At 68.8% G+C, this 11,967-nt stretch carries 12 protein-coding genes; 6 read left to right on the forward strand and 6 right to left on the reverse strand.

Features of this window, described 5'->3' with window-relative positions; translation table 11 throughout:
* Positions 1-178: 178 nt before the first annotated feature.
* Positions 179-925, reverse strand: a complete 747-nt coding sequence (locus NOV86_RS01915) for a bacteriorhodopsin (protein ID WP_267639534.1) — start codon at positions 923-925, stop codon at positions 179-181.
* A gap of 201 nt (positions 926-1,126) precedes the next feature.
* On the opposite strand from NOV86_RS01915, the gene NOV86_RS01920 reads away from it, so the two are divergent.
* A complete protein-coding gene (locus tag NOV86_RS01920; RefSeq protein WP_267639535.1) occupies positions 1,127-1,729 on the forward strand; it encodes a hypothetical protein in 603 nt (200 codons plus the stop codon).
* Positions 1,730-1,793: 64 nt separating this feature from the next.
* Here the strand turns inward: NOV86_RS01920 and NOV86_RS01925 are convergent, their stop codons facing one another.
* From NOV86_RS01925 to NOV86_RS01935, 3 genes are all read right to left on the reverse strand, one after another.
* Positions 1,794-2,273 carry a 50S ribosomal protein L11 gene (locus NOV86_RS01925; RefSeq protein WP_267639536.1) on the reverse strand — a complete coding sequence of 160 codons (480 nt, stop codon included), beginning with the start codon at positions 2,271-2,273 and terminating at the stop codon, positions 1,794-1,796.
* Positions 2,274-2,379: 106 nt separating this feature from the next.
* Complete coding sequence (gene cutA / locus NOV86_RS01930) at positions 2,380-2,682, reverse strand: divalent-cation tolerance protein CutA (RefSeq protein ID WP_267639537.1); 303 nt, start codon at positions 2,680-2,682, stop codon at positions 2,380-2,382.
* 103 nt (positions 2,683-2,785) lie between these two features.
* Positions 2,786-2,953 (reverse strand): HEWD family protein, encoded by a 168-nt coding sequence (locus tag NOV86_RS01935; RefSeq protein ID WP_267639538.1) that lies wholly within the window; start codon positions 2,951-2,953, stop codon positions 2,786-2,788.
* A 202-nt stretch (positions 2,954-3,155) separates the two neighbouring features.
* Here NOV86_RS01935 and NOV86_RS01940 point away from each other — a divergent pair, with 202 nt between their 5' ends.
* From NOV86_RS01940 to NOV86_RS01960, 5 genes are all read left to right on the forward strand, one after another.
* On the forward strand, positions 3,156-3,647 hold the full coding sequence (locus NOV86_RS01940) for a YbhB/YbcL family Raf kinase inhibitor-like protein (RefSeq protein ID WP_267639539.1): 492 nt from the start codon (positions 3,156-3,158) through the stop codon (positions 3,645-3,647).
* An 87-nt stretch (positions 3,648-3,734) separates the two neighbouring features.
* On the forward strand, positions 3,735-4,058 hold the full coding sequence (locus NOV86_RS01945) for an EthD family reductase (RefSeq protein WP_267639540.1): 324 nt from the start codon (positions 3,735-3,737) through the stop codon (positions 4,056-4,058).
* The gene (locus NOV86_RS01950) at positions 4,055-5,740 is read left to right on the forward strand and encodes a thiamine pyrophosphate-binding protein (protein WP_267639541.1); all 1,686 of its coding nucleotides are present in this window, start codon (positions 4,055-4,057) and stop codon (positions 5,738-5,740) included. The genes NOV86_RS01945 and NOV86_RS01950 overlap by 4 nt, the downstream gene beginning before the upstream one ends.
* A 59-nt stretch (positions 5,741-5,799) precedes the next feature.
* Positions 5,800-6,045, forward strand: a complete 246-nt coding sequence (locus tag NOV86_RS01955) for a hypothetical protein (protein ID WP_267639542.1) — start codon at positions 5,800-5,802, stop codon at positions 6,043-6,045.
* Positions 6,046-6,180: 135 nt separating this feature from the next.
* Positions 6,181-8,883 carry a penicillin acylase family protein gene (locus NOV86_RS01960; RefSeq protein WP_267639543.1) on the forward strand — a complete coding sequence of 901 codons (2,703 nt, stop codon included), beginning with the start codon at positions 6,181-6,183 and terminating at the stop codon, positions 8,881-8,883.
* A gap of 19 nt (positions 8,884-8,902) precedes the next feature.
* Here the strand turns inward: NOV86_RS01960 and NOV86_RS01965 are convergent, their stop codons facing one another.
* Both NOV86_RS01965 and NOV86_RS01970 read right to left on the reverse strand, forming a co-directional pair.
* Positions 8,903-11,488 carry a cation-translocating P-type ATPase gene (locus NOV86_RS01965; RefSeq protein ID WP_267639544.1) on the reverse strand — a complete coding sequence of 862 codons (2,586 nt, stop codon included), beginning with the start codon at positions 11,486-11,488 and terminating at the stop codon, positions 8,903-8,905.
* Positions 11,489-11,631: 143 nt separating this feature from the next.
* Positions 11,632-11,907 (reverse strand): hypothetical protein, encoded by a 276-nt coding sequence (locus NOV86_RS01970; protein WP_267639545.1) that lies wholly within the window; start codon positions 11,905-11,907, stop codon positions 11,632-11,634.
* Positions 11,908-11,967 lie beyond the last annotated feature (60 nt).

The raw sequence follows: 11,967 nt of genomic DNA on the forward strand, positions 1-11,967 counted from the left end.
CCTGTCTCGTCCGGACGGTGGCCCAGTGGAAACTTAAAGCCGTCGAAGCGAACCCGCACGCGACCCGCGAACCGGCGCGCTCGCTCACGTGCCGGGCGTTTCGTGTCATTCGGTCCCGATGACCGGGGCGAAAAAATCGTCGGTGGTTCGTGGGGAACCGTCGATACCGCGTGGCGGCTCAGGCCGCCACGTCGGCTTCCGGCTCGGGCTCGCTCGGGGTGACGCCGGCGGCGTCCTCGAGGATGGAGCGGCTGCCGAGCAGCACCATCCCGAACCCGACCTTCGCGCTCAGGTCGAGGACCATGAACGCGGCCGTCTCCCAGTACAGGGGCAGGATACCGAGGGTTCCCTCGGTACCGATGAGCCAGACGACGGGGTACAGCAGCCAGAGGCCCATGATGATGTTCCGGAGCTGGCCGAACAGGGTCTGGACCTGCGGGGACTTCGTCTTGGCCTGCTTCGAGAGCGTGCCGACCAGGAAGTACAGCAGCACGAGCAGCGCACCGGTGCTGATGCCCCACCAGACGATGCGGTAGGCGGGCGTCGTCTCGAGGGCGGCGATGAGGCCGGTCCCGATCATGAACACGTCGAGGCCGACGAGCGTGAAGATGGTGTTACGGCTCGCACCCGCGAGGAGTGCGAGGTCCAGTAGCAGCAGCGGCGTGGTGAACAGCCAGTCCGCGTAGCGGGCCCAGTAGATGGTCAGTTCCTCGCCACCGGCGGTGACGGTGGTGACCCCGAACCCGGTATACATCAGGAAGTACATCGCGGCGGCGATGGCCGTGATGAAGATGGTGATGATGTAGAACTCCTGCATCTTCTTGTCGGTGACACCGCGGCCGCGACCCACGAAGTACAGTGTCCCGATGGTCATTCCGATGGTACCGATCAGCAACCAGAGTGATTCAGCTCCAACTTGCGCCATTACACGCACTGTACGGAACGTACAGGCATAGCTAACAGTTCGCTAATTGATAGGTGGTGGGACTGTCTCGGCGGATGGTTAGAGGATATGACGTGAACCCGTCAGCGAGGAATCACCCGCCGGACCAGTGAATTTTTGTCCTTGCGCGGTCTTCTGACCACAATCCCAACGAGGGTGAGAACACCGGGTGAGAACGGACCGATGGGAGACAATAACGACAGAGTAGACGATCATATCTCGAAAGCGATAGTACATGGAAACACCTACGAACGGCTCCGCGTCAGCCGATATAGCTTCTTCTCCGGGTCGCTCGCGCGGAAGTTGACTCACCAGGGCGTGATTACCGCCTCGCTGGTAGCTATCCTGCCGTTGGCCCTCGCGGCACCCCCGGAGCTGGCGGTCGGTGACCCATCGGTCGCGTCACCGAAGGTCGTGCTGCTCGGGCTGTTCGGCCTGGGCGTGGAGGTACTCGCGGGGACAGCACTGGTCGCCGTTGCACTGGCACGGCTCCGACTGGACGACATCGGAGAACGAGCCGCACATCGGCTCCTGAACGTCGAAGACGTGGCATCGATGCTCGGTCTCGGGACCGGCGCCATCGCCATCCTCGTCACGGTGTGCTACTTTGGTGTCGCGTCGGTCGCTCCCGGCGCGCTCGAGACGCTCCGGCCGGCCCACGGCGGCGGCGCGTTCGCGGCCTCGGGCACCGGCCTCACCGTGACGATGCTGGCCGCGCTCGCCGTCGGCATCGGGGTCGCCTTGCTGCTGGCGGGGCGACTGCTCGACGACTCGCTCGGGTACTGACGAGACGCGGCCCTGCCGACCGGCGCGACCGCTAGCCACGGGGAGAAAGCGAAGAGAAGTCGGCTTATTCCTCGGTGAACTGCTCGTCGTACTCGCCGCTGTCGAGGCGCTCCTTGAACTCGCGCGGGTTCTCACCTTCGATGGTGACACCCAGCGAGGTGCAGGTCCCGACGACCTCCTTCGCTGCGTTCTTCAGGTCGTACGAGAGCAGGTCGGTCTGCTTCTGCTTGGCGACCTTCTTGACCTGGTCGATGGTCATGTTGGCGACGAAGTTCTCCTGGGGTTCGCCGCTGCCCGTCTCGAATCCGGCCTCGTCCTTGATGAGCGCGGCCGTCGGCGGGACACCGACGTCGATGGTGAAGGAGCCGTCGTCCTCGTACTCCACGGTGACGGGGACCTCCATCCCGTCGAACGCGGCGGTCTGTTCGTTGATCTCGTTGACGACTTCCTGCACGTCGACGGGTGTCGGACCGAGCTCGGGGCCGAGCGGCGGGCCAGGGTTGGCCTGCCCGCCCGGGACGAGCGCTTCGATAGTTCCAGCCATATGTGACCGGTGTCTCGCGGCGTTTTTAACCCTTACTTTTCGTGGGTCCACTGGAACCGCGGAACCGGGGCCGTCGTCGCGCACCGGAGAGCCCGGTGACCCCACGTCACTCGACCGACTCCGCGAGCCACGAGCCGAAGGCGTCGGTCACGTCGGCCTCGTCGAACCGCTCGATGCACGGCACGTCGTAGGGATGGAGTTCTTGGACACGCGCGACCAGCGCGTCGTAGCCCGCGTCGGTCGTCTTCGCCAGCAGTATCTCCTCGTCGTCGTCGTGGACCTCGCCCTCCCAGCGGTACGTCGACCGGCAGCGGACCCGGTTGACGCAGGCCGCGAGGCGTTCCTCGACGAGCGTTCTGGCGATGCGGCCGGCCTCGTCCGGCGGCGCCGTGATGTAGACGGTCGGCATGCGCGATGGTTCGAGGCCGGGCACGAAAAGGCTCCGTCGGCGTCGGTGGTTCCCCGACTCCGGACCAGGTCGTTTCGCTCCCCGACCGCTCTCGGGGGTCTCGCTACTCCTCTATCGGGTTGAACGTCCCGTCGATGTCCCACTCGTGGATGCACCAGGGGTTCCCGACCTCGTCGTCGACGATGCGCCAGGACTCGACCTCGTCGTTCCACGCCTCCTTCCGGCCGCACCGCTCGCAACTGCGGGCGGTGGGTTTGCGAAGCTTCGTCATGTCCTGACGTTCCGTTGCGGGATATATAAGCCCCCACGCTCTTGGCGACACCTACCGTAACTCTGGTATGGCGACGAGACGTGCGGCACTGCTCGTCGTGGGCAGTGGACTCACCGCCGTCGCAGGGTGTCTCGGGGGTCCCGGGGCGCCGACGCAGACCCGGCGGACAGCCACCAGAACGCCAACTACCACAGGTACGACAATGTCATCCAGAGCCGCGAGCGAGTTCGCCATCGAAGCCACCGCGTTCGACGAGGGAGCGTCGATTCCCGCCCGGTACACCTGCGACGGTGCGGACGTCTCGCCCGAACTGACCATCGGCGGCATCCCCGAGGAGACCGCCAGCCTCGCCCTCGTCGTCGACGACCCCGACGCACCGGGCGGCACCTTCGACCACTGGCTGCTGTGGAACCTCCCGCCGGACACGGTGAACCTCCCGGAGGAGGTCCCCCACGGCGAGACGGTCCCCTCGCTGGGCGACGCCCGGCAGGGGGAGAACGGGTTCGACTCGGTCGGGTACCGCGGGCCCTGCCCGCCGACGGCCCACGGCGCGCACACCTACCGGTTCACGCTCTACGCGTGCGACAGCGACCTGGACGTGGCCGGCGGTGCGGCAGGCGACGAGGTCCGCAGCGCCATCCGGGACGCACAGATCGCGGAGACGCGCCTCACCGGCACGTACGACCGGGGCTGAGCCGTCTCCACCGCCCCGGCCTCCCCGCGTCCAGAACCGGCCGCACCGGTACAACCAAGGCCTCGCCGCCCGTCGTTTTTTACTGTCATGATAAAACTGGTGAACCTGCTGGTCCGCGCGGACGACCTGACCCACGAGGAGTTCGTCGAGTACTGGTACGAGGAGCACGTCCCGCTCGCGAAAGACCTGCCCAACGCCAAGAAGTACGTCACGAGCGTCCCGAACAGCCCGGAGCACAGCGAGTACGACGGCATCGTCGAACTGTACTTCGAGGACATGGGCGACCTGAAGGCCGCGTTCGACTCCGAGGTCGGCAAGGAGGTCATGGCCGACCTCGAGACGTTCGCCAAGCCCGACGAGGGGCCGACGCTGTACGTCGAGGAGACGGTCCAGCTCGACGACGACGCATGAAGACGGCCGGACGCGTGGTCGAGGGGCTCGCGGCCCTCGACACGGAGTTCGTCTTCGGCTACCCCGGCGGCCGCGTCATCGAGGTGTTCGAGGAGCTGTCCGAGCACCCCGAGATTCGGGTCGTGCGCCCGCGAGACGAGCGCGAGGCGAGCGTCATGGCCGAGTCCTACGGCCGCATGACCGGCAAGCCGGGCGTGCTGGCCGGGCAGGGGCCGTGGATCGGCAGTCTCGGGAACATCGGCCAGATGGAGGCCCGGCTCGCCTCCTCCCCGATGGTCGCCATCACCGAGGCCTCCGAGCGCGGCGACTACTCCACGCTGGCGCCCTACCAGCAGTCCCGCGGCGACTACGGCGGGCTCTCGCTCCCGAAGATCCTCGACGGGGTCACCAAGGAGTGGTGGTTCCCGCGCACGCCCACGGAGACGGTCCGGTCGCTCCAGCTGGCGTTCAAGCACGCGACCGCCGGCCGTCCCGGCCCCACCGCGGTCATCCTCGACGGGGACGCCGTCTCCGAGGAGTTCCCCGATGACTCGACCCCGGCGGTGTGGGACGAGGAGCGCCAGGTCCGCAACTGGCAGTCCCAGCCGACCGATTCGGACGTGGTCGACGCGGTCGAGGCGCTCCAGACCGCCGAGCGTCCCGTCATCCTCGCCGGAAACGGGGTCCACGCCGCGAACGCCTACGACGAACTGGTCGCCTGCGCCGAGGCCTACGACGCGGTCGTCACCACGTCCTACCTCGGCAAGTCGACCATCCCGGAGACGCACGAGCGCGCCGCCGGCGTCATCGGCTCGTTCGGCCACGAGGGCGCGAACCAGGTCGTCTCCGAGGCCGACACGCTGCTCGTGGTGGGCTGCCGGATGAACCCGATGGACACCAACTGGCAGGCCGAGTCGTTCATCCGCCCGGACGAACAGACCATCGTCCACGCCGACATCGACACCCGGAACGCGGGGTGGGTCTACCCCGCCGACGTCGGCCTCATCGGTGACGCTGCGGAGTCGCTGGCCGCGCTGGCGACCGAAGGCGCCGCCGACAACGAGTGGGCGCTGGACCGCGCCGCCGAGGCCCGCGAGGACTTCGCGGTGCCCGAGTGCGAGTCCGACGACGTCCCCATCAAGCCCCAGCGCGCCTGCAAGGCCATCGAGTCGGTCGTCGGTTCCGACACCGTGGTCACCGCCGACTCGGGGAACAACCGCTTCTGGCTCCTGAACTACCTCCAGACGCCCGATACGGAGACGTACTTCGGCTCCGGCGGCGTCGGCGGGATGGGCTGGGCGGCCCCCGCCGCGGTGACGGCCGCACTCCTCGGCAAGGACGCCATCTGCGTCGCCGGCGACGGCGGCTTCACGATGACGATGACCGCCGTCGAGACCGCGGTCGACCACGACGTGGCCCCGACGTTCGTCGTGCTCAACGACACGAGTCTGGGGATGGTCCGCCAGATGGACGACTCCATCCCCGGCGTGGAGTTCCACGACACCAACTTCGTCAAGGTCGCCGAGGCCCTCGGCGGCCGGGGCCAGCACGTCACCGAGCCCGCCGACCTCGTGCCCGCACTCGAGGAGGCGAAGGCCGCGGACGTGCCGACCGTCCTCGACGTGCGCATCGACCGCGAGGAGGACATGGCGGAGACGCTGCAGTCCTCGTTCTACGCCGAGGTCGGCGGCCTGCACGAGTAGGTGGATCGCCGCCCGCACCCGGGCAGTAGCTTCTTCTCGCCCGTCGTCGTGGACCGGGTATGAACGGGCGGGCGGTGTTCGGACTCCTGTTTCTCCTCCTCGGCAGTTGCTGGACCCTGCTCTGGGCGGTGAGCCCGCCGGACCCCTACCAGCCACTGCTTCGCGTCACGGCCGGCTCGCTGGTCTTCGACGGGTTCGGGACATCTCTGCCGGGCACCGTCGCCCTGCTCGGGCTCGGGCCGGTCGCCATCGGCGGCGTCCTCTTCGTGACTGGCTGGGTCGAGTCGACCGCGAACCGTCTCTGAGGTGAGCGACGCCGAGTGCGGCCGAACGGGCCCCAGATTCCTGTTGTACGAACAACATTATAGGACAACCAGTTCGTAAAAAACGGCCATAGAGCGGGGGTCGGCTATACAAGACACAGGTCAGTCAGCAGATGTATGGCAGACAGTGACAGCCATGGACGGGGGACAGTCTCGCGCCGCGACCTGCTCCGAGCGGGGACCGGCCTGGCCGCAGCCTCGGTCGCGAGCGAGACGACGCTCGCCTACGGCGGGGACGAGCGCGACCCGACGACGGTCACCATCCGGCGCGACGGCTACGGGGTACCGCACATCTACGCACCGAACGCGGACGGCCGGCCGCCCGTGTTCTTCGGGTTCGGCTACGCGGTCGCCACGGACCGCCTGTTCCAGCTCGAACTCTACCGGCGGTACTACCACGGGACGGTCGCCGAGGTGTTCGGGGCGGACTGGGTCGAGTTCGACGCTGCGGCCCGCCAGAACACCTTCACCGAGACGACGCTGCCCGAGCAACTGGAGAACATGGACCCGGACAACCGGGCCATCCTCCAGGCGTTCGCCTCGGGTATCAACCGCTACATCGAGTCGGTGCGCGAGGGGGACCGCGAGTTCCACCGGGGGTTCGTCGAGAACGGCTTCGAGCCCGACCCGTTCACCGAGGAGGACGTGGCGGGGATGTACGTCGCCAGCATGGCCTTCTTCAGCGGGTTCCAGCTGGAGACCCTGGGCGCGCTGGTCGTCGACATCCTCGGAGGGCAGGTCGGCGAGGAGCGCGCGATGGAGCTGTTCCACGACCTCAACTGGGGGAACGACCCCGGCTCGCCGACCTCCAGCGTCCAGCCCGAGGACGCCTACGTGCCGCCGTACACCCCGGCCGGGGACGACGCCGGTGCGGGCGCGACGGCCGCAGCAGGAAACGAACGCGGCGCGACGGGCGAGCAGAACCAGCCGACGAACCGGGTGACGGGCGGCGAGACCCGCGTCCCGACCGACGCGCGAGGCGTCCACGAGGCCGAGATGGACCGGGTCAGGACGCTCGCGAAGGGGCTCGACGACCTCGGCCTGCCGATCAAGTACGGGAGCAACGCGCTGGCCGTCCAGGGCGAGGTGACCGACAGCGGCGACGCGATACTCATGGGCGGCCCGCAGATGGGCTTCTCCACGCCGTCGGTGATGTACGAGGCCGGCCTCCACGGCCCGGACTTCGACGTCGCGGGCATCACGGTCGCCGGCTACCCGTTCATCATGTTCGGGCGCAATCGCAACGGCGCGTTCACCTCGACCGCCGGCATCGACAACTGCATCCAGACGTTCGTCGAGTCCATCGAGACCCACGAGGACGGCCCCGACACCTACGAGTTCCGCGGCGAGGAGCGCGAGGTGTACGCCGAGGAGCAGACCATCCCGGTCGCCGACGGCGCGGACCAGACCGTGACGCTCCGGCGGACCCACCACGGCGTCGTCACCCAGTGGAACCCCGAGGCAGGCGAGGCCATCGCGCAGACGAAGTCCTACGCCGGGCGGGACATGAACTCGTGGGCGGCGTTCTTCGAGTCCCAGTTCGCCGAGTCCGTCGAGGAGTACGGCGAGGCGGCCCGCCAGTGCGACTACGCCCTGAACTTCATGTGGGCCGGCGAGGACGGCGACATCGGCTACTTCCACCTCGGGCGCTACCCCGACGCCGAATCCGTCGAGTGGGACACCCGCCTGCCGGCCGACGGCACGCAGTACGAACTCACCGAGGACGACTACCTCCGGGCCGCTGACGGTGAGGTCCCCTACAGCATCAACCCGCCGCGGGGGTACTCGGCCCAGTGGAACAACAAGCCCGCCCCGGACTGGAACAACGGCGACCTCAGCTACTCCTGGGGCACCGACCACCGGGTCCAGCGCATCATCAACCTCGTCGAGCACGAACTCGACACCACGGGGTCGGTCGGCTACGACGACCTGAAGGACGTGGTCTACGACATCTCGTTCGCCGACCTCCGGAGCATCCGGTACCGCGACGCCCTCCTCGACGCCCTCGAAGGCGCCGACCTCACCGAGACCGAACAGGCCGCCCGCGACGCGGTCGCCGGGTGGGACCACTACCGACAGGGTGCCGGCGAGGACTTCTCCGGCCTGTATCCCGTCGGCTACGTGGTCTGGGACGCCGCCTTCTCGAAGGTCACACAGAACGTCTTCGCGGACGAGTTCGGCGGGGCGTACGGTCTCGCCTCGTTCTTCCTCACCTACCGGTACGGCCGCGGGACGCTGATGCGGGTGCTCAACCCCGACGAGACCGAACTGGACCTCGCGGCCGACTACGCGAGCGACGGGGCCGAACAGGCCTTCGTCGACGCCTTCCGGGAGGCCTGTGACGACCTCGAAAGAGACTACGGCAGCGACGTCGACTCGTGGCGGGAGCCGGCACGTATCGACTCTCTCGACAACATGGCGCTGTTCGGCATGCCCATCGGGGTCGGCGACGCCGGCGACATGCCCTGGATGAACCGCGGCACCGAGAACCACTTCGTCCGCCTCGGTGACGACCCCCGCGCCGAGAACGTCCTCCCACCGGGGAACTCCGGCTACGTCGCCCCGGACGGGACCGAGAGCGAGCACTACGACGACCAGCTGGACATGTTCGTCGACTTCGAGTACAAGCAGTTGCTGTTCGACCACCGGGACGTCCGCCGGGAGACCTCGACCGAGACCGTTCTCCAGCTCGGGGACCGTGGCAACGGGAGATCCGACGACGACCATCCCGGCCGCGGCAAAGGAACGTCGGGCGATGGTCACCCAAGCCGCGGGAAGGGGAGATCCGACGACGACCACCCCGGCCGCGGTAAGAAGTAGCGACCAGACAGGGGGGAACTCAGTCGGCCTGCTGCGGCCGCGCCTCCCCGACCGCCTGCCTCCCGGTTCCGGGTGCGCGCTTCCTGAGCAGCCAGACGACGCCGACCATCGGAATCGCGGTCAGGAGCGTCGTCGCGCCGACGATGCCCCAGTCCGCGAGCGTCAGGGGCACGACGTCGAAGGCGCGCTGGAGCGGCCCGACGTACAGCACCGCCAGTTGCAAGACGAGTGAGGCGAGGACGGCGACGGCGAGCCAGCGGTTCGGCTCGGGGTGGCCCGGGATCCACCGCACGACGTAGAGCTTCGCGAACTCCACGACGACGAAGGTGGTGAACACCATCGTGACGAGGTACTCGGTCGTGCTGCCACTCGTCACCAACCAGTAGACGAGCCCGAGCATGACGACGGTCGACGAGAGGCCGAGCCCGGCGATGGTCCGGCGCATCTGCGGGTCGAGGATGCCCTCGCTCCGGTCGCGAGGCGGCCGGTCCATCACGTCGCCGCTCTCGGGGTCGACGCCGAGGGCGACCGCCGGCAGGCCGTCGGTGAGCAGGTTGATCCAGAGCAGTTGTGCCGGCGGCAGGATGAGCAGCCCGTACAGCGAGGCGATGAACACGAGCAGCACCTCCGCGGCGTTGGCCGACAGCAGGTAGGCGACGAACTTCCAGATGTTGTCGAAGATGGTCCGGCCGTTCCGGATGGCCCGGGCGATGGTCGCGTAGTTGTCGTCGAGCAGGACGAGGTCGGAGGCCTGCTTGGCGACCTCGGTCCCGCGTTCGCCCATCGAGATGCCCACGTCGGCGTGTTTCAGCGCCGGTGCGTCGTTCACGCCGTCCCCGGTCATGGCGACGGTGTGCCCGTTCGCCTGCAGGGCGCGGCAGATGGCGACCTTGTGCTCGGGGAGGACGCGGGCGAACACGTCGTGGGTCTCGACCGCCTCGTCGAGGTCGCCCTCCTCCATCGCGTCGATGTCGTTGCCGGTGACGACCTCGCCGGAGAGCCCGACCTGCTCGCCGATGACGGCCGCGGTCCGGCGGTTGTCGCCGGTGATGAGCTTCACGTCGATGCCGGCGTCGCGCGTCTCCGCGATGGCGCCGCGGACCTCGGGCCGGGGCGGGTCCTGCATCCCCTGCAGGCCGACGAACACGAGGTCGGATTCGGGGTCTGCCGGGTCGCCGTAGGCGAATCCCAGCACGCGAAGGGCCTGGTCGGCGAAGCCGTCGGCCATCTCGTGGACCTGCTCGCGGGTCGCCTCGTCGAGGTCGACCGGCCCGTCTTCGGTGAGAATCTGCGAGGAGTGTTCGAGGACCGTCGTCGGAGCGCCCTTGACGAAACTGCGGTCGTCGTGGACGGTCGCCATCCGCCGGCGCTCCGAGGAGAACGGAATCTCGTCGGTCCGGGGGCGTTCCTCGCGGAGGGTCCCGGGGTCGAGACCGACCGCCGCCGCCGAGTCGACCAGTGCGACCTCGGTCGGGTCGCCGTTCTCGCCGGTAGCGTCGTTGCAGACCGCGCCGATCTCGAACAGGAGTCGCTCGCGCTCGTGGTCGAGGTCGGTGTCCTCGACGGCGAACTCGCGGCCGTGGACCCACGCCTTCGTCACGGTCATCTGGCCCTCGGTGACGGTCCCGGTCTTGTCGGTGGCGACCACGTCGACCGACCCGAGCGACTCGACCGCGGGGAGTTCGCGGACGAGCGCGTTCTGGTCGGCCATCCGGCGGACCCCGAGCGCGAGCGTGAGGGTGACCACCGCCGGGAGCCCCTCCGGGACCGCGGCGACCGCCAGCGAGATGGCCGTGAGGCCCGCCCGGAGGAGGCTCGCGCCGCCGGCCACGAGCACGCCGCCGATGATGGTCGCGAGGACGAGCACGCCGAGGCCGACGCGCCGGCCGAACCTGTCGAGGTCCTCCTGGAGGGGCGTCTCGCGGTTCTCGACGGTCCCGAGCTCGGCCGCGATGGCCCCGACCTGCGTGTCCATCCCGGTCGCGTAGACCACCGCGCGCCCGGACCCGCGCACGACGGTCGTCTGCTTGTAGACGAGGTTGTCGCGGTCGGCGACCGCGGTGTCGGCGTCGAGGACGCCGGTCTCCTTGGACTGCGGGAGGCTCTCGCCCGTGAGCGCGGCCTCGTCGGCCGCGAGGTCGCTCGCCCGCAGGAGCCGGGCGTCGGCCGGGACCGCGTCGCCCGCCGTCAGTACCAGTACGTCGCCGGGGACGACCTCGGGCGCCGGCACCTCGACCTGTTCGCCGTCCCGGAGGACGGTCGCGGTCGGCGCAGCGAGCTCGCGCAGGGCGCGCAGGCTCTCCTCGGCCCGGTAGTCCTGCACGAACCCGAAGATGCCGTTGAGGACGACGATGCCGGTGATGAGCGCGGCGTCGACGCCGTGTCCGACCACCGCGGCGACGATGGCCGCCGCGATCAGCACCCAGATGAGCGCGCTCTCGAACTGGGCGACGAAGATGTCGACGACGCTCCGGCGGTCGCCCTCGACGAACTCGTTCCGTCCGTACTCCTCCAGCCGTCTCGCCGCCTCGTCGCTCGACAGGCCCTCCTCGGCGGTGTCGAGTTCCCCCAGCAGCGTGTCTGTATCGACGTCGTGTTCGGCCACGGGTCACGGTTCGACCGTCTCCCTCTTGATAATTCGTGCTGAGCTGTCAACATCGGAGAACCTCTGGGCGGGCGTGCGTCGATTCCTCTGCGAGAGGGACGAAACGTTCTCGACCTGCGTCTCGGCCCGCCTCGCGGCCTGTCTCACCGCTGGAAGACGCCGCGCACCGACCAGACGAGGCCCTGCCCGACGTTCCTGACGAAGCCGGCGAGCCCGGTCCGGGGCTCGCGCACCGACTCGAACCGCGCGAGTGCCTCGTGCGAGACGTGGACCACCTCGCCCGTCACGGCGCGGTTCTCGGCCGCGTCGCCGACCCGCAGCAGGGTGACCCGGTCGTCGGCCCGTCCGACGACCCGGTACACGCCCGCCGGATGGTCGCTGTCGGGTGGCGGCCGGTAGTGTTCGCCAGCCTCTACCATGGTGGTGGGTCACGTCGCCAGGGCCTCAATCTTGGGGTCCGTCAGCGGTGGGTCGCCACC

Source organism: Haloarchaeobius amylolyticus (assembly GCF_026616195.1).
Taxonomy (GTDB): domain Archaea; phylum Halobacteriota; class Halobacteria; order Halobacteriales; family Natrialbaceae; genus Haloarchaeobius; species Haloarchaeobius amylolyticus.

What these genes read in the sequence shown, in the direction of transcription:
- NOV86_RS01970 (WP_267639545.1), bottom strand. Translation starts at nt 11,907, where the DNA reads ATGGTAGAGGCTGGCGAACACTACCGGCCGCCACCCGACAGCGACCAT.
- NOV86_RS01925 (WP_267639536.1), bottom strand. Translation starts at nt 2,273, where the DNA reads ATGGCTGGAACTATCGAAGCGCTCGTCCCGGGCGGGCAGGCCAACCCT.
- NOV86_RS01945 (WP_267639540.1), top strand. Translation starts at nt 3,735, where the DNA reads ATGATAAAACTGGTGAACCTGCTGGTCCGCGCGGACGACCTGACCCAC.
- NOV86_RS01950 (WP_267639541.1), top strand. Translation starts at nt 4,055, where the DNA reads ATGAAGACGGCCGGACGCGTGGTCGAGGGGCTCGCGGCCCTCGACACG.
- cutA (WP_267639537.1), bottom strand. Translation starts at nt 2,682, where the DNA reads ATGCCGACCGTCTACATCACGGCGCCGCCGGACGAGGCCGGCCGCATC.
- NOV86_RS01940 (WP_267639539.1), top strand. Translation starts at nt 3,156, where the DNA reads ATGTCATCCAGAGCCGCGAGCGAGTTCGCCATCGAAGCCACCGCGTTC.
- NOV86_RS01920 (WP_267639535.1), top strand. Translation starts at nt 1,127, where the DNA reads ATGGGAGACAATAACGACAGAGTAGACGATCATATCTCGAAAGCGATA.
- NOV86_RS01960 (WP_267639543.1), top strand. Translation starts at nt 6,181, where the DNA reads ATGGCAGACAGTGACAGCCATGGACGGGGGACAGTCTCGCGCCGCGAC.
- NOV86_RS01915 (WP_267639534.1), bottom strand. Translation starts at nt 925, where the DNA reads ATGGCGCAAGTTGGAGCTGAATCACTCTGGTTGCTGATCGGTACCATC.
- NOV86_RS01935 (WP_267639538.1), bottom strand. Translation starts at nt 2,953, where the DNA reads ATGACGAAGCTTCGCAAACCCACCGCCCGCAGTTGCGAGCGGTGCGGC.
- NOV86_RS01955 (WP_267639542.1), top strand. Translation starts at nt 5,800, where the DNA reads ATGAACGGGCGGGCGGTGTTCGGACTCCTGTTTCTCCTCCTCGGCAGT.